This window comes from Lachnoanaerobaculum sp. OBRC5-5 (assembly GCF_000296385.1).
Taxonomy (GTDB): Bacteria; Bacillota; Clostridia; order Lachnospirales; family Lachnospiraceae; genus Lachnoanaerobaculum.
In genome coordinates, this window is sequence record NZ_JH815185.1 from 1,962,533 (window position 1) to 1,978,854 (window position 16,322).

Here is a 16,322-nt window from a genome sequence, read left to right on the forward strand (position 1 = left end):
GTATTATCCTTTTTATAATATTCTGTGCTTTAGTGTAGCCTTTATTCATCAAAATTGAGTCTTTCCTCTTCAACAACCAAAGGTCTCTTCATCACTCTTTGATTTATTGTAAGTATGTACTCGCCTATAAGTCCTATAAAGAATATCTGTATTGAACCGAGGAAAAGCATACCTATAAGTATCGGGGCCATACCTGCCGGAAATCTGTCCCAATAAAGCAGCTTTAATATAAGATATATAATGGCAATAATCATTGATATACCTGAAAGTATGACTCCCGCAAATGTGGCAAGTCGCAGTCCTACCTTGGTATATGCCGTAACTGAAAGCATTGCCGCATCGTACAATCTGTATAAATTATTGCTTGTAATTCCGGCTCTTCTTTGCGGTTGCTCGTATGGAATCTCTTTTCTTCTGAATCCAAGTTCCGCAACTATTCCTCTCAGGAAAGGGACCGGATCGTCAAGATTTCTCATAACATTTATAAACGCCTTGTCATACAGTCCGAAACCTGTAAAATGTTCTATCTGCTCAACTTCTGAAAGTTTCTTTATAGTTTTGTAATACAGACTTCTAAGATGATACATTATCTTATTTTCCTGACTGGACTTCTTGATTCCGATAGCTATTTTATAGCCCTCTTCCCAGGCTTTTACATATTTCGGTATCATCTCCACCGGATCTTGAAAATCTGCAGCCATCAGCACTGTGGCATCTCCGGTACTTTGCAGCATTCCGTAATAAGGTGAATTAAACTGTCCGAAATTTTTCGCATTAAATATACCTTTAATACCCATATCCGATTTGCAAAGTTCTCTTATCAACTCTCTTGTATTATCTTTTGAATCATTATCAATAAAAATAATTTCATACTCATATGATGAAAGATTTTTCTTAAACTCTTCTCTTATGGCATCCGCCATAGGTACCACATTTTCCTCTTCATTAAAACATGGTACAACTATACTTATTTTTTTCATTCTACCATCCCGTAAGTATCATTGTTTTTATAACAGTATTGCCCTTGTCCCTCATAAGTTCAAGAGCCTGTTCTACATTTTCAAAGCCTTCAAATGTATGTGTAATCAGTTTTTCAGGTGTAAATCTTTTATGCTTTACCATTGAAAGCAGTCTTTCCATTCTGACTCTACCGCCTTTTCCAAGCTCCATATATACGGTTTTTCCTGACATACCTCTACCTGAAGAAAACTTCGGTATCTCCATACTTCCGTCACCTGTAAAAAGTTTCAAATTTACAACCTTCCCGACACCATATCTTACCATATCTATGGCATCTGAAAAAGACTTATCATTGCCACCTGCAATTATTACCACATCTGCGCCCTTGCCTTTTGTTGCTTTAAGAACATATTCCGTAACATTGTTATCCTTATATGAAATAACCTCGCTTGCACCATATTCATATGCCAGTGGAATACTTACGCCTCTGCTTCCGACCGCAATGATTTTTCCGGCACCTCTAAGAGCGGCACCGCATATTGCCATAAGCCCTACACCACCGATTCCAAGCACAACAACTGTATCTCCGAAATTCACCGTTTCCGCACCTGTAAAGCCTGTAGTGGCCATATCTGTACACATAAGTCCGTCTCCGAGACTTACACCCTCAGGCAAAATAGCCAAGTTTAAATCCGCATCAGCCACTTCAAATTCTCTTGCAAAAACTCCCGGCGTACTTCTTCCCAAAGTATTTGCACTGAAGTTTGCTCCTGCATGTAAAAAATTTCCGTCCTGTATATCTTTGTCATGAAAATTCGGTGTCATAGACGGAACAACAACCACATCCCCTTCTTTAAAGTCTTTGACTTTTTCACCGACTTTTACAATCCTTGCAACTGCTTCATGTCCCAAAATAAGATTATCCGGTTTCTTTGATCCGGATCCGTATACGGTATTTACATCAGATGTGCAAACCGATATCGCTACCGGTGTCAATATAGCATTATATGGATCTGAAAGTTTCGGACTTGGCAAATCTATAATTTTTGCTTCGTTTCTCCTTATAAGCGCAAATGCCTCCATGATATATCCTTTCAATAATATTTCTTATCTAATTATATATCTTAAATGCAAATGGAACAATAGTGTTAATATAAACAAAAAATGCTTATACCGACATACTAAGAAGAAATCTTTCAATAGCGGCATAAGCATCTTTTTCATTCTTTTAAAATCATCAAAATTCTAATTAATTATCTTTTGTCACCGACAAAAAATACTGCAACTGTTCCGGGACCTGTGTGTGCACCGTTCACATGGCCTATATCTTTTACTTCTACATTTCCCTTTAAATTCGGGAAACGAGCCTCAAGCATACTTGCCAACTTGTTTGCTTCTTTTTCTGAATCTGCATGGCTGATAAAACATTTTCCGGTATATCTCTTTCCATCTACGGCCTGTGTTTCCATTCTTGAAACTATAGCCTCCATGGTCTTTTTCTTGGTCTTTACTTTTTCAATAACTACCAACTTACCCTCTCCGTCCACACACATAAGCGGACAGAAATTCAATGTCTTTCCAATCTTAAAAGTAAAATTGGCAAGACTTTCTTCTCTCAAGTAGGTAGTTAAGTCTGTGGAAAAGAACCAGTGATTGATATACTTCTTGGAATTCTCCGCATAACTTTTCAGCTTGTCAATAGGCATTCCCTCATCTCTTTTGTCTGCCAGGATGTCTACCAGCAGTCCCATACCGGCTGATGCAGACAAAGAGTCTACTACATATAACTGTCTTTCAGGATACTCCCCTTTAAGTTCCTTAACTGCTGCCATCGCTGATAGATACGATTCGGATATACTTGATGATAAGCAAATATGCAATACATCCTTGCCATCTTCCAAGAATTTCTTAAAGTATTCCTTGTATTCTGCCATGTCGATTTGACTTGTTGTCGGACTTTCACCGTTTCTCATTCTTTCGTAGAACTCCGACAAAGGCACGCTCTCTCCCATACTTTCATCATATGTCTTGCCACCTATAGTGTATTTACAGTCTATATGATGAATATCCCTACTAGAGTAATACCCGTTAGTCATATCTGCGGTGGAGCTGCATGATAAAATATAGTCCTCCATGACTATACCTCCTAACGTTTTTTTGTGACCCAACCAAATGGAATTTGATACCAAAACATCATCTACGTCCCATTAAAAATGCTCTGATATAAGGATCGGTCAATCCTTCTTTTCTGTCTTTACATATCAAGTCAATCTAATGTCAATTTGCAAATTCTTCTGCAACTCTATAATAACATACTTTTAGGCTATTTTTCAATATTTTATTATTTGATTTATATTTTTTATGCGTTTTTTTATTCACAAAATGATTTCAAAAAAAGTAATTTTACTATATAAACATATATATAAGATATATTTGTTCAATATGGAAAATTATAGTTCAGCTATTAAACAATTATACAATCTGCTGTATCATATTGAAAGAACATCAATGATAGACTGCAATGCTTCCAAACTTCCGTTATCTCTTATCTTATAAAACAGATGTTCCAAAGTCTTTTTTTCTCCGATTCTTGCCATCTCTTTTTCAAGATTTTCCGTTGCGTCTGAAAACACTTTTAAATTTTCCTGAAACAATGCCCATTTTAAAAATTTCTCCACACCTTCATCCGTCATTGCATTTGCTTTTTCAATACTTATCTTCTTTTTCTCATTGTTTTCATCTGCAAACTTTTTCATGTCATCCATATTGTAATAATATATATTATCAAGGCTTCTTACTCTTTCATCTATATCACATGGAACCGCCAAATCAATGAATACTTTTTTACTTCCCGGCACAATATTCTCCTGAATATGTTCCTTTGTCAGAGTGAAATGAGGTCCGCTTGTAGCCGAAACAATAATATCCGCATCATTTATATAATCATATCTGTCGTTATATTCTATAATTCTCACCCTGTCCATCACATTTGGAGACATATCTATATTATGCCTTCTTCTTGTAACATATATCTGTGAAAAATCGTAGCTTATCGCATTATTTAATACGATATCTCCGATTTTTCCGGATGCACCTATCACAAGTATATTTTTTCCTGAAAACGAATTAAGTACATCCTTTGCCGCTCTCAGTGCCAATGTAGCTGTAGATACTCCTGATTTTGAGATTAAAGTTTCTGTTTTTATCTTCTTAGCCTCCGTGACGGCGTCTCTGAACAATGTATTAAGATATAAATGTGCTGTATCGCACTCTCTTGCAAATTCTATAGCATCCTTTACCTGCCCAAGTATCTGGTCTTCCCCTATAAGCATTGAATCCAGACCTGCACTGACCTTATACAGATGAGAAACTGCACTCTTTCCGGTATAGAAAAGCAAATAATCTCTGAGGTTTTCTATATTTATACCTATTATCTCTTCACATTTTTCCAAAATAATGTTTATTATACTGCCGGTACTCTTGTCATTTCCCGCACTTACATATATTTCGGTTCTGTTACATGTGATAAGTACTGCGGCTTCATCTATCAGTTCTTCACTGCATAATGATTTTAAAAGTCTCTTTTTGTCCTCAGTTCCGAATGCAAAATACTCTCTTATCTTTTGCGGTGTATTTCGAAAGCTTAAGCTTAGGAGTAAAATCATTCTTTTCCCCCAAACTCGGCTATTACATCCAAAGTATTTTTTATATCCTCAGCTGTATGTGCATTGGATATAAATGCCGCCTCAAATTGACTTGGTGCCACATAAATACCGTTCTCTCTTAAAAAGCTGTAATAACTTGCATATTTGTCAAGATCACAGCTTAATACATCCTCATAGCACTCAACTTTCTTTGATGTGAAAAATACCGATAACAAAGAACCCACTCTGTTTATATGTACTTTTTTCTCTCCCTCATTCATTATCTTTTCAATACCTTCAGCCAAAAGTTTAGCATTTTCATCTATATTTGCATAAATCTCAGGATTTTGAAAAAGTACTTCAAGAGTTGCAATACCGGCTGTTGTTGCTATAGGATTTCCACTCAGAGTACCCGCCTGATACACATCTCCAAGAGGACTGATATGAGCCATTATTTCTTTCTTTCCACCATACGCCGCCAGTGGCATACCTCCACCTACTATCTTGCCTACAGTAACTAAATCAGGCTTTATTTTAAAGTATTCACAGGCTCCTCCCTTTGCCAGTCTGAAACCTGTTATTACTTCATCAAATATCAAAAGAGCATTATTCTTTTTTGTGATTTCTCTAAGAAATTCAAGAAATCCGTCCTTTGGAGGAATAACACCCATATTTGCCGCTACAGGCTCCACAATAACCGCCGCAATCTTGTCATTATATTTATCAAATAATGCTTTGACGCTTTCTTTATCATTAAACTCCGCTACGACAGTATTTTTTGCATAGTCATCAGGTACTCCACCGCTTGAAGAAATTGCCTCTGTAAGCACACCGCTTCCGGCTTTTACCAAAAGTCCGTCCGAATGTCCATGATAACAACCTGTAAATTTTAAAATAAGATCCTTATTTGTATATCCTCTTGCAAGTCTTATAGCACTCATTGTAGCTTCCGTACCTGAATTTACCAGTCTTACCTGCTCCATAACAGGCATTGCTTCATTTATCATTTCAGCAAGTATATACTCCTTCTTTGTAGGAGCACCGAAGCTGAGGCCTTTTTTTAATGCTTTTTTTACCTTTTCAAGTACATACGGATGAGCATGCCCAAGTATTGCCGGTCCCCATGAGCATACATAATCTATATATTCATTTCCGTCTACATCAAATATCTTTGATCCCAAGCCCGACTTTATAAATACCGGATTTCTGTGTACCGCCCTTGCCGCACGAACCGGTGAGTTTACACCGCCCGGAATATACTTTTGAGATATACCGAAATATTTTTCCGATTTTTTATAATTCCTTGATTGCATCTACTATCCCCTTTACATCATATTGTTTTGCTGTAATCAATTCCTCTATACCAAATTCCCTAAGAGCCTTTGTGGTCACAGGCCCTATAGATACCACTCTGTTTAAAAGAGCCGATTTATCCTCTATCATCTCACACAAAGCCTTTGCCGCACTGGCACTTGCCACTACCACATAATCAAATTTCTTTATTTCCTTATTGAGCTCGAAACTTCTTCTGTAGTCAATAATTGTGTCATAGATAGGAATATCGCTGAATTCTATACCTGCCTCATTAAGTCCGTTTGGAAGATTGTCATTTCCAAGCTTGGCTCTTAGCATAAGTACTTTACTGCTTTTATCAAGCTTTGGCAAAATTTCTTCCACAAAACTTTTTGAGTCAAACTTGCTCGGAATAAAGTCCGCATTCACTCCGTACTTTTTCAAAGCAGCACCGCTTCCGCTACCTATAACGCATATTTTTTTATTATATAGGCTTCTGATATCTATATCATATTTTTTTATCTTATCAAAAAATATATCCACACCGTTTGAGCTTGTAAATAAAACATGTGTGGCAAGCTCAAGCTCCGAAACAAATCTTTCCTTATCAATTTCCATCTCTTTTGTAGCGATAAGACTCATCTCACAAGTATTTGCTCCAAGCTTTTTAAATTCAGGTGCCATCTTTTCCAGCAAACCCTTGGTGGCAGTGAGGAGTATATTTTTACCTGAAAGCGGCAGTATATCTTTTTGAAAGAAAGCAAGATTCTTTTCACATACATTGCCAACCACTATAAGAGCCGGAGAAATAATATTTTCTCTTTTTGCAATCTCCTCTATATTTGAAAGCTTCCCTCTGAATACTCTTTGATTATACCTTGTTCCGTTTTCAATAACAGCGGCTCCGATATCATGATTCATTCCGTTTGACAGCAAACCTTGTACTATCAAACTTAAGTTTGATATTCCCATCAAAAATACCAAACTACCCTCAAGCTTTGCTATATTTGTAAAATTTAAATCAAGTTCTTCTCCCTGTTTTTTATGGCCGGTAAAGACATGAAACTCTGCGGCTTCCCCTCTGAATGTAACAGGTATTCCGGCATAGCCAAGACCTGCATAGAATGAGCTGATTCCATGCACTATTTCAAAATCAATACCTCTTTCCAAGAGATACTCGGCCTCTTCACCGCCTCGCCCGAAAATATAGGGGTCACCCCCTTTTAGTCTCACTACATATTCACCTGTAAGAGCATGTTCTGCAATAGTCTCATTTATTTTGTCCTGTGTAAGATAATGATTTCCTGATATCTTCCCCGCATATATAAGCTTTGCACTCATCTTTGCCCTGTTTAATATAGTTGGATTCACCAGATTGTCATATACTATAACATCGGCAGTTTCTATACACTCACATGCCCTTAATGTAAGCAGTTTTTCATCTCCGGGTCCAACACCTACCAGTGATACACTATTTATTTTTTTATCAAACATTTTACCTCTTTAATTTGCCCGCCAATTCCTCTATGGCAATCAGCAATTTTTCTAATGTCTTTTCTATATTATCGGCTTCCATATATTTACCGTCAAAGTAAGCTTTTATACTATATTTTTTTTGGTTATCGGATATATAAATACCTGCACTTGTATGACAATCGGCCTGTAATACACTTAAATACCTTCTCTCTGCAATAAATAAAGACGCACATTCTTTATCCTGTATTTTTTCAAGTATCTCTGCCATATCATCATTTGCATATTCTGCACATAATATTCCTTGTGCAGGTGCCGGCAATATATCACATTCTTTTATAATAAAAATGCTTATCTTATCAAAAATATCGCTGTATTCCGCAGCATATTTATTATCTTCAATAATTCTGTCAATTCCTGCACCTGCCAAGATAACACCATCCACCTCATCTGAAAATATCTTTCCTATTCTGGTGATTACATTTCCTCTGACAGGCAGTATTTCAATATCCTTGTTTAAAAGCCTCAACTGTTCGGACCTTCTTTTTGAGCTTGTACCTATTCTAAATCCCTTTGGTAAGTTTCTTATATCTTTATTTGAATCTTTATTTACCACAAAAATATCATTGACTGCCGCCCTTTTTAAAACAGGCATAATTTTTAGCCTGTTGTCAAACTCTAAAGGCAAATCCTTTGCTGAATGCACCGCCAGATCTATATCTCCATTTATCAGTGCTTCTTCCAGCTCCTTTGTGAATAAACCTTTTCCACCTATTTCCTGTAATGAAATATCAAGCCTTTTATCACCTACCGTATTCATAGGAACATACTCTATTTTTATATGGGGGAAGCTATTTATTATAGCATCCCCCACCAATTTGCTCTGCGCCAGTGCCAAAGCACTTTTTCTTGTACCTATTCTTATTGTATCTTTATGAAACATATACCGCCTCATTTGCATGCTTAAGTATAAGACTTCTTACAAAATCATATTCTCCAAGTCCTTTAAGTTCAAAACTTACATTTTTTCCTCTTTCCTCAAGAATCGTTTTGAAGCTGTCCTCATCACCTGCCATATCATTCTTTGCATGATCTCCTGCCACTATCATAAAAGGTGACAGATGAACGGACTTGTATTCCGAAAGCTGTGGCAGAATATCTTCAATATACGGATAACCCTCTACACAGGCTATATGTATATCATCTCTTCCCATATCTACAAATCTGTTCCTAAGCTGTTCATATATTTCATTAGCTTCATGGTCTGAACCATGGCCCATCAAAAGATATGCGCTGTCAGCTTCTTTATTGTAGATCTCATCCAGTTCTTTTATAATAAACTTAAAGTCATCATCATTTTCCAAAAGTGCAGCTCCGATTTTTATTTTATTAAATCTGTCCTTATAGCTTAATACTGCATCCTTGACTTTATTATGTTCCACTCCGTTTATAATATGAGTACTTATTACCAATAATTCTTCCACACCTTCTTGTACAGCCTCATCCAAGGCTTCTTTTATATTGTTGATATGTAAGTTCTCACGATGTTTTAATTTCGACCTAATAATATCGCTTGTCCAAGCTCTGATAAAGATACTGTCATTAAAGGCTTCTCTTATATCATTTTCTATCACATCTATTGTCTTTTTTCTGGTGTCCTCATGTGTTGTTCCAAAACTTGCAACTATAACTCCCTTTTTCATCCGATTATCCCCTTGTCAATACATTTTGCCAGTTCTTTTGCATAATATGTAATATAAATATCGGCTCCCGCTCTGAATGCCGATACCGCCATCTCACACATTATCTTTTCTTCATCTATAAAGCCGTTCTTTGCCGCGGATTTCACCATGGAATACTCACCGCTTACAGAATATGCGGCTACCGGAACATTCGTAATCTCCTTGACTTTTGTCACTATATCCAAAAAGCTCATAGCCGGTTTTACCATTACAATATCGGCACCTTCTAAAATATCCTCTTCCACTTCCTTTAGCGCTTCTCTTACATTGTGCACATCCATCTGATAGCTCTTCCTGTCACCGAAAGCAGGTGCGGAATCTGCAGCCGCTCTGAAAGGACCGTAAAATGCAGAAGCATACTTTGCCGAGTATGCCATTATAGGAATATTTTTATATCCGTTATCATCTAAAATCGCTCTTATCTCTTCAACTCTGCCATCCATCATATCTGAAGGAGCCACCATGTCGGCTCCGGCTTCTACCTGTGAAAGCGCAATCTTTGCAATATACTTTATAGTTGTATCGTTATCTACATCACTTCCGTTTAATATTCCGCAATGTCCATGTGAAGTATACTCACACATACATACATCACCTATCACATAAATCCCCGGATATTTTTTCTTTATATATCTGATTGCCTCCTGAACAATACCATGGTCATGGTATGCCTCACTGCCTAATTCATCTTTATGCTTCGGTATGCCAAAGAGCATTACGGCACCGACTCCTGCATCTAAAAGTTCTTCTATTACACTGTCACATCGGTCTATACTCATTCTATACTGTCCCGGCATGGACTCTATTTCTTCAAATATATTTTCTCCCTCTTCAAAAAACATAGGATAAATAAGGGCATCCTTGCTTATCCTTGTTTCTCTGACCATATTTCTTATACCCGCATTTGCTCTCAGTCTTCTGGTCCTAAACATATGTCCTCCCTGCTTCAGTCAAAATCTTCCTGCTTCGGATTTTCTTCCTGTTCTTTCCTGCATTCCTCAACTATATCTTTTATATTGTATCTGATTGCACTTGCCACCCTTCTTGCCAATTTATGGTTACTTCCGGATGATGTTACTCCTATCACCATCTCTTCCTCTGTAACAATCCCCGGAAAATAGAAATCACAATTCTTATAATTCGAGGCATCATTTACTATAACACCGGCTTTTTTACAATCCCATACTATCTTTTCATTCAGCTCCTTGTCATTGGTAGCGGCTATAACATAGTCAACACCTACAACATCCGAACTGTCATAAGCTCTTTCCTTTAAAATCAGCCTGTCGTCCTGCAAATCCATTATAGTTACCGCTATAGACTTTGCTACGACTATTATCTTGCAACCGAACTCCTTAAGTTTTAGAATTCTTCTTGCAGCTATATTTCCGGCCCCTACCACCAAAAATGTCTTGTTACTTATATCAATAAACAGCGGAAAATACTTTGCCATAAGCCCTCCTTGCACTTCAAATCCACCAATAAAATTCTTCAAATATTATAACATATAATAAGGTAAATATTATCTAAAATATAAGCTGACAATAAAATGTTCATTAAAAAAGCAGGTTATTTCCCGCTTTTTATTTTGACTGCCGGAGTATGATATCTTTTATGATAAATATGGATTTTATTTAATACCCCGTTATTTAAAGTATTTGCCTTAGCCATGTACAGTCTAAATCACATTTTTCTTTTTTGCCTTTGATAAATTTTGCAACTACCTTTAAATCCTTTGTATTATCATATATGGTTAATTCATTTTTATTTTAAATCCCTTTTCCCCTGCTTTTATTATATTATTTATAATGCTTTTTCCTGTCAATGTGGTCTCCTGATTAAAATCACATTGATTATTTATACATTTTTTGATAAGTTTCACCGCTTCCTTCATAGCTCTTGCCTGATCGGACGAATTTCTCCAATCACCTCCGTTTGCAACTACTATCTCATCAGAATTAACTCTTACACCCAAATCTTTATCCTGCATATTAAATAATGTGGTTTTTCCGGCTCCGTTTACCCCTGCAAATAATGTATATATCGGTTTCATTTGCTTTCCCTTTCTTAAATCATTGTATTTATTACATAGAATCTTTGCCTTTACTCATAGACTTTTGAATATATATTAAGCAACTCTTTTATATGAAACCAATATATTATATAAGCTGTACATTAAAAATACCTTCGGAATAGGTTAAGTTTTTTTATGATTTTACAACAAAAATCGAGTAGAGACATCCCCTACCCGATTCTTTATTCTATAATAAATTTTAACCTTTCAATCTATTCGGTTAATGACGCTTTAGATTTGCTTTACACTATAATAAACTTTCAACCAGTTCCGGTAGTTTGTTAAAATCTTCCTCCTTCGGATTCCATAAAACTTTTATATTTTCTTCAGCCACTTTAAATCCGGCTCCTGCAAGCTGCTCTTTAAGTATCTTTACAGACTCTCCCGACCATCCATAGCAACCGAAAGCTGCCGCTTTTTTATTTTTAAACTTAAGCTGTTTTAAAAATTCCATCCAGCCTGCCACACTGCTTAATATGCTGTTTCCGACTGTAGGAGAACCCACCGCAATTGCCTTTGACTTAAAGATTTCAGTCATAACCTCATTCTTATCCGATTTTGAGATATTAAATACCTTTACTACAGTATCGGGACTCTTAGCATGAATTTCTTCAGCTATTTTATGTGCAATCTTTGTAGTTCCTTCCCACATTGTATCATACGCTATGGTTATCTGATCTTCCTGATAGTCAGCCGCCCATTCTCCATACTTTTTAACTATTTGCAGCGGATCTTCTCTCCATATTGCACCATGAGAAGGTGCAATCATATCTATCGGCAGATTAAAACCTGTGATTTCCTCCAGCTTTTTTGTAAGTATAGGAGCAAAGGGAGTCAATATATTTGCAAAATACTTCATTGCCTCCTTCCATAAAAGACATTGATCCGCCTTGTCATTAAACAATTCCTCCACTGCATAATGCTGTCCGAAGGCATCATTTGAAAATAAAATATTGTCTCCTGTCATATATGTCGCCATACTGTCCGGCCAGTGGAGCATACGCATTTCTACAAATACAAGCTTTTTACCGTTTCCTATATCCAAACTGTCTCCGGTCTTTACCACATTAAAGTTCCAGCCACGCTTTCCGTACTGACCTTCAATACTTTTTACAGCTGCTGCGGTACAATAAATCGGAGTATCAGGTATCTCCTCCATAAGTGCGGTAAGGGAACCTGAATGATCACATTCTCCATGATTGGCAACTATAAAATCTATCTTGCTTAAATCTATCTCCTTTTTTAGATTCTCTACAAAGTCAAATCTATGAGGTGTCCATATAGTGTCAATCAATACTGTTTTTTCTTCTTCTATAAGATAGGCATTTTGGCTGGAACCGTTTTTTATGGAATAATCATCGCCATGAAAACTCTCCAGCTCCCAATCAATATATCCTACCCAGCTTACATTTCCCTTTACTTTTTTTCTCATGTGATCACCCCCTTTCTTTTATTCAAGTGTAAGTAATAATGCCATTTTAAATTTCTTTGTTGCTCTTACCGAGTGAAGTCCCGCCTTTGCAAAATGGAAGTTTTCACCTGCTTTTATAACATGCTCCTTTCCCTCATAACCTATTACTCCCTCGCCGTCAAGGGCAAAAACGATTGCCTCACCCGGTGCTGCATGTTCTGAAAGTGCCGCACCCTCATCAAATGCCATAACAATAAATTTCATCTTATCATTATGAACCACATCCATATTTACAATCTTTCCATCCGCATATGGTACTAAATCCGCTAATTTAAAAACTTCTCCCGCTTTAACACTGTTATTCATAATATCTTCTCTCCTTATTGATATTTCCGTATACACGGCTCCATTATTTGTTTTCATTCCCACAGGTGTATCTGTCATTGTTATAATACAGTCTCCTGTTTCAAGCTCTCTTATAAAACCCTTATCACCGTAAACACTCATCCTTCCCTCAGCCACTATAAGCAGCTTATGATAGGGATATATTTCGGCACTTATATCCGTACTCTCCGCCAAAGAAAAATATATTATATCATTTGCTCCCTCATATACCGCCTTGGAAACAGTACAACCAGCAACAGGTTCATTATCCCTTGCTATAGAAAATACTTCACCTACTTTTTCTTTCATATATCACACCTTTACATCCGGATTCTTCTCTCCGAATTTTTCCTTTAATGTTTCACAAATCTCGCCCCTTGCTTTGTTTTGCTTTTCCATGTTTTTTATGGTCTTATATGCTGCAAAAAGTGTGGAAAGGCCTATCTCCGAACTAAAATAACCTATTCCCTGATTCCATACAAGAAGTTCAAAAACATCATCAAATGCCGCACTGTCAAGTCCGTGAATATATGCCTTTACAAGTTCTCTTGTTGCCTGACGCATTCTGCCTGCACCCACTGCATTTGTCAATGACAGTAAAAGCCTTGTTTCATACGGCAGATATCTATGCTCATCATTCCATGTCAAATCCCAGAAGCTTACAGCTATATCCCCTAATTTCTCATCAATCAAAGGCATATTTGTAAGTGCCGCCGGACGCATAGGAATATCCTTTTCTTCCTGCTTTACCTCCACTCTGTAAAAATAAGCATGGTACTCACCTTCGGCTTTTTTCTCCGTATAATATTCAAAACCCAACCCCTCCATTACTTCATAAAGAGGTATGGGATCAAAGGACTGGATAACCGTTATTCCCTCGCCTGCCTTCACATCCATGGCCTGCTTTTTTAATCCCAAAAAGAAATTGCCTTGAATTCCTCTTACATCAATTTGCTTAAAACTTGAAACTTTATCTTTCCAATTTGTAACGCTCATATCTTGACCTCCTTTATTTTGTCTTTATTATACTCCTATAATGTCAAAAAATCTGTATTCCCAGATACAGATTTCATGTATAATAAAAACAACAAAAAAACTATGGAGACAATATGTACTATTCAATTCTTCAAAACAGTTCATTATTTAAGGGTTTGGGAGAAGATGAAATTTCAGATATCCTTGGAATTATTTCCCCTACCGTTAAATACTATGACAAAGGAAATACAGTGTTTAATTTTATGGATACCGCCAATCGTATAGGGATTATTTTAGAAGGTCGCGTAGAGGCAAGGAAAAATTTCCCAAACGGCAGGCAGGTGGATGTTTCTGTACGAAATCCCGGAGATATTATAGGACCTGCCGCCGTTTTTTCCAAAAGCCGAAAATATCCCTGTGATATAGTTGCAATTGAGCCTGCAAAGATAATGCTCTTACATAGAGATGAGCTTTTAAAGCTTATGCAATTAAATCTTTGCATATTACAAAATTTCACCACCGAAATTTCCACTGCCACTTATATGCTTCAGCAAAGACTTGAGCTGCTCTCCTACGGAGGCATCGCACAAAAAGCGGCATTCTGGCTTTTAATGCAGTCCTGTCAATCAGGTAAAGATACTGTCACAATTCCTGACAGCATTTCAAAATGGGCAATGCTTATGAATGTATCCAGAACCTCCCTGCACCGGGAATTAAGCCGCCTGGAATCCGAGAAAATTATTTTTTATAATCCCCCTGTAATCAAAATACTGGATTCAGATGCCCTGCAGGATATATTAAGCAGGTGACGGTATTTGTATTCTCTTTATAGTATTACTTATACAATCTCATTAATAAATACAGGTTTAAATATCTCAAAGTACTTCTGCATATAAGGATAAGACAAAATTACCAAAGGATACAAATTTTAATATAAGGAGTAACTCCCGCATACGCGGGGAATACTTCTGATTGTGATGGAACATAATATGTGGTAGGTTTCACCCTGCATACGCAGGGAATACCTGATGAAGAAAAAAATCGTGAATAGAATAGGGATCACCTCCGCCTACGCGGGGAACACATCTTTTCGACATTTATCCTACCTCTCTTACTAGGATCACCCCCGCCTACGCGGGGAACACAAAATTCATACCTTTTCGGAAGTGGTGAGCCCAGGATCACCCCCGCCTACGCGGGGAACACTCATATCTTGCAACATCATAGATTACAGCTTTAGGATCACCCCCGCCTACGCGGGGAACACCGAACGCTGAAGATAAAGGAATATACACATGCGGGATCACCCCCGCCTACGCGGGGAACACTGATTCACTCTGTATCCTCCACTTCATCTAATAGGATCACCCCCGCCTACGCGGGGAACACGTTTATTCTCAAGCATTTTCTGCTCTTTTTCTAGGATCACCCCCGCCTACGCGGGGAACACCGAATCTATTTGAATTTGCATGACTTCACCTAAGGATCACCCCCGCCTACGCGGGGAACACCTGATTAAACTATCGTTTACTATGGCACGGTCGGGATCACCCCCGCCTACGCGGGGAACACACATATGTCTTTGTTGTCGGCTTCCATATTGGAGGATCACCCCCGCCTACGCGGGGAACACTTTTTGCTTATCGTGGAATACTCACCCGTGCGAGGATCACCCCCGCCTACGCGGGGAACACTCAAGCGGGTGTTGCTTAAAAAGTTTTAAGTTGGGATCACCCCCGCCTACGCGGGGAACACCTTTCACTGACTCTATAGTTAGATTGTGGCCAAGGATCACCCCCGCCTACGCGGGGAACACTAACCGCATGACAGGGGCAACAAATCCGATTGAGGATCACCCCCGCCTACGCGGGGAACACTCAAGGCTTGCGTGTGCAAAAGGATACTTGCTAGGATCACCCCCGCCTACGCGGGGAACACATATTGTCGCTTCTGCCAATATAGACCATCTTGGGGATCACCCCCGCCTACGCGGGGAACACTGTAAATTAATTTCCGATTTGGAAAAAATAGGAGGATCACCCCCGCCTACGCGGGGAACACGAGTAAGTACAGAGGCAAAGGCCGAGGACATTAGGATCACCCCCGCCTACGCGGGGAACACTCAACCATGTACTTTGCTTTTTCTAAAGCTTCAGGATCACCCCCGCCTACGCGGGGAACACTAGCAGGAGCAGGCAAGGTTGATGCGATAGATGGGATCACCCCCGCCTACGCGGGGAACACTTGTTCATTGAATGCCTGCCCTATTTTCAAATAGGATCACCCCCGCCTACGCGGGGAACACTTAGCAAGCGAACCGCCACAGGCGACAAACATAGGATCACCCCCGCCTACGCGGGGAACAC

At 38.2% G+C, this 16,322-nt stretch carries 15 protein-coding genes and 1 CRISPR repeat array; of the genes, 1 reads left to right on the forward strand and 14 read right to left on the reverse strand.

What is annotated here, in order from left to right; genetic code table 11:
- Positions 1 to 41: 41 nt before the first annotated feature.
- The 14 genes from HMPREF1135_RS09285 to HMPREF1135_RS09350 form a co-directional block, all read right to left on the reverse strand.
- Positions 42 to 980, reverse strand: a complete 939-nt coding sequence (locus HMPREF1135_RS09285; protein ID WP_007594541.1) for a glycosyltransferase family 2 protein — start codon at positions 978 to 980, stop codon at positions 42 to 44.
- A gap of 1 nt (position 981) precedes the next feature.
- The gene (locus tag HMPREF1135_RS09290; protein ID WP_007594543.1) at positions 982 to 2,043 is read right to left on the reverse strand and encodes a zinc-binding dehydrogenase; all 1,062 of its coding nucleotides are present in this window, start codon (positions 2,041 to 2,043) and stop codon (positions 982 to 984) included.
- A 170-nt stretch (positions 2,044 to 2,213) separates the two neighbouring features.
- Positions 2,214 to 3,095: a DegV family protein gene (locus HMPREF1135_RS09295; RefSeq protein WP_007594545.1), complete on the reverse strand. Its 882-nt coding sequence runs from the start codon at positions 3,093 to 3,095 to the stop codon at positions 2,214 to 2,216.
- 354 nt (positions 3,096 to 3,449) lie between these two features.
- Positions 3,450 to 4,625, reverse strand: coding sequence for a glutamyl-tRNA reductase (hemA, locus tag HMPREF1135_RS09300; RefSeq protein ID WP_007594547.1), 1,176 nt, complete (start codon positions 4,623 to 4,625; stop codon positions 3,450 to 3,452).
- Positions 4,622 to 5,917: a glutamate-1-semialdehyde 2,1-aminomutase gene (gene hemL, locus HMPREF1135_RS09305; protein ID WP_007594549.1), complete on the reverse strand. Its 1,296-nt coding sequence runs from the start codon at positions 5,915 to 5,917 to the stop codon at positions 4,622 to 4,624. The genes hemA and hemL overlap by 4 nt, the downstream gene beginning before the upstream one ends.
- Positions 5,898 to 7,391, reverse strand: a complete 1,494-nt coding sequence (cobA, locus tag HMPREF1135_RS09310; RefSeq protein ID WP_007594550.1) for a uroporphyrinogen-III C-methyltransferase — start codon at positions 7,389 to 7,391, stop codon at positions 5,898 to 5,900. The genes hemL and cobA overlap by 20 nt, the downstream gene beginning before the upstream one ends.
- A 1-nt stretch (position 7,392) precedes the next feature.
- A complete protein-coding gene (gene hemC / locus HMPREF1135_RS09315; RefSeq protein WP_007594552.1) occupies positions 7,393 to 8,313 on the reverse strand; it encodes a hydroxymethylbilane synthase in 921 nt (306 codons plus the stop codon).
- Positions 8,303 to 9,073, reverse strand: coding sequence for a sirohydrochlorin cobaltochelatase (locus tag HMPREF1135_RS09320; protein ID WP_007594561.1), 771 nt, complete (start codon positions 9,071 to 9,073; stop codon positions 8,303 to 8,305). Before HMPREF1135_RS09320 ends, hemC begins: the two co-directional genes overlap by 11 nt.
- Entirely contained in the window at positions 9,070 to 10,044 is a 975-nt protein-coding gene (hemB, locus tag HMPREF1135_RS09325; protein WP_007594563.1) for a porphobilinogen synthase, read from the reverse strand. The genes HMPREF1135_RS09320 and hemB overlap by 4 nt, the downstream gene beginning before the upstream one ends.
- 14 nt (positions 10,045 to 10,058) lie before the next feature.
- Positions 10,059 to 10,565 (reverse strand): precorrin-2 dehydrogenase/sirohydrochlorin ferrochelatase family protein, encoded by a 507-nt coding sequence (locus tag HMPREF1135_RS09330; protein ID WP_007594571.1) that lies wholly within the window; start codon positions 10,563 to 10,565, stop codon positions 10,059 to 10,061.
- A gap of 300 nt (positions 10,566 to 10,865) precedes the next feature.
- Positions 10,866 to 11,165, reverse strand: a complete 300-nt coding sequence (locus HMPREF1135_RS09335; protein ID WP_007594574.1) for a zeta toxin family protein — start codon at positions 11,163 to 11,165, stop codon at positions 10,866 to 10,868.
- A 268-nt stretch (positions 11,166 to 11,433) separates the two neighbouring features.
- Positions 11,434 to 12,618, reverse strand: coding sequence for a flavodoxin domain-containing protein (locus tag HMPREF1135_RS09340; protein WP_007594576.1), 1,185 nt, complete (start codon positions 12,616 to 12,618; stop codon positions 11,434 to 11,436).
- 18 nt (positions 12,619 to 12,636) lie between these two features.
- Complete coding sequence (locus HMPREF1135_RS09345; RefSeq protein ID WP_007594578.1) at positions 12,637 to 13,290, reverse strand: cupin domain-containing protein; 654 nt, start codon at positions 13,288 to 13,290, stop codon at positions 12,637 to 12,639.
- A 3-nt stretch (positions 13,291 to 13,293) separates the two neighbouring features.
- Entirely contained in the window at positions 13,294 to 13,977 is a 684-nt protein-coding gene (locus HMPREF1135_RS09350) for a DUF2249 domain-containing protein (protein WP_007594580.1), read from the reverse strand.
- A gap of 113 nt (positions 13,978 to 14,090) precedes the next feature.
- On the opposite strand from HMPREF1135_RS09350, the gene HMPREF1135_RS09355 reads away from it, so the two are divergent.
- Positions 14,091 to 14,765: a Crp/Fnr family transcriptional regulator gene (locus tag HMPREF1135_RS09355; RefSeq protein ID WP_007594582.1), complete on the forward strand. Its 675-nt coding sequence runs from the start codon at positions 14,091 to 14,093 to the stop codon at positions 14,763 to 14,765.
- Between the two features lie 247 nt (positions 14,766 to 15,012).
- Positions 15,013 to 16,322: direct repeats of the CRISPR family, unit length 28 nt; unit sequence GGATCACCCCCGCCTACGCGGGGAACAC.

Coding starts and splice junctions, on each gene's coding strand:
- HMPREF1135_RS09285 (WP_007594541.1), bottom strand. CDS start 980: ATGAAAAAAATAAGTATAGTTGTACCATGTTTTAATGAAGAGGAAAAT.
- HMPREF1135_RS09290 (WP_007594543.1), bottom strand. CDS start 2,043: ATGGAGGCATTTGCGCTTATAAGGAGAAACGAAGCAAAAATTATAGAT.
- HMPREF1135_RS09295 (WP_007594545.1), bottom strand. CDS start 3,095: ATGGAGGACTATATTTTATCATGCAGCTCCACCGCAGATATGACTAAC.
- hemA (WP_007594547.1), bottom strand. CDS start 4,625: ATGATTTTACTCCTAAGCTTAAGCTTTCGAAATACACCGCAAAAGATA.
- hemL (WP_007594549.1), bottom strand. CDS start 5,917: ATGCAATCAAGGAATTATAAAAAATCGGAAAAATATTTCGGTATATCT.
- cobA (WP_007594550.1), bottom strand. CDS start 7,391: ATGTTTGATAAAAAAATAAATAGTGTATCACTGGTAGGTGTTGGACCC.
- hemC (WP_007594552.1), bottom strand. CDS start 8,313: ATGTTTCATAAAGATACAATAAGAATAGGTACAAGAAAAAGTGCTTTG.
- HMPREF1135_RS09320 (WP_007594561.1), bottom strand. CDS start 9,073: ATGAAAAAGGGAGTTATAGTTGCAAGTTTTGGAACAACACATGAGGAC.
- hemB (WP_007594563.1), bottom strand. CDS start 10,044: ATGTTTAGGACCAGAAGACTGAGAGCAAATGCGGGTATAAGAAATATG.
- HMPREF1135_RS09330 (WP_007594571.1), bottom strand. CDS start 10,565: ATGGCAAAGTATTTTCCGCTGTTTATTGATATAAGTAACAAGACATTT.
- HMPREF1135_RS09335 (WP_007594574.1), bottom strand. CDS start 11,165: ATGAAACCGATATATACATTATTTGCAGGGGTAAACGGAGCCGGAAAA.
- HMPREF1135_RS09340 (WP_007594576.1), bottom strand. CDS start 12,618: ATGAGAAAAAAAGTAAAGGGAAATGTAAGCTGGGTAGGATATATTGAT.
- HMPREF1135_RS09345 (WP_007594578.1), bottom strand. CDS start 13,290: ATGAAAGAAAAAGTAGGTGAAGTATTTTCTATAGCAAGGGATAATGAA.
- HMPREF1135_RS09350 (WP_007594580.1), bottom strand. CDS start 13,977: ATGAGCGTTACAAATTGGAAAGATAAAGTTTCAAGTTTTAAGCAAATT.
- HMPREF1135_RS09355 (WP_007594582.1), top strand. CDS start 14,091: ATGTACTATTCAATTCTTCAAAACAGTTCATTATTTAAGGGTTTGGGA.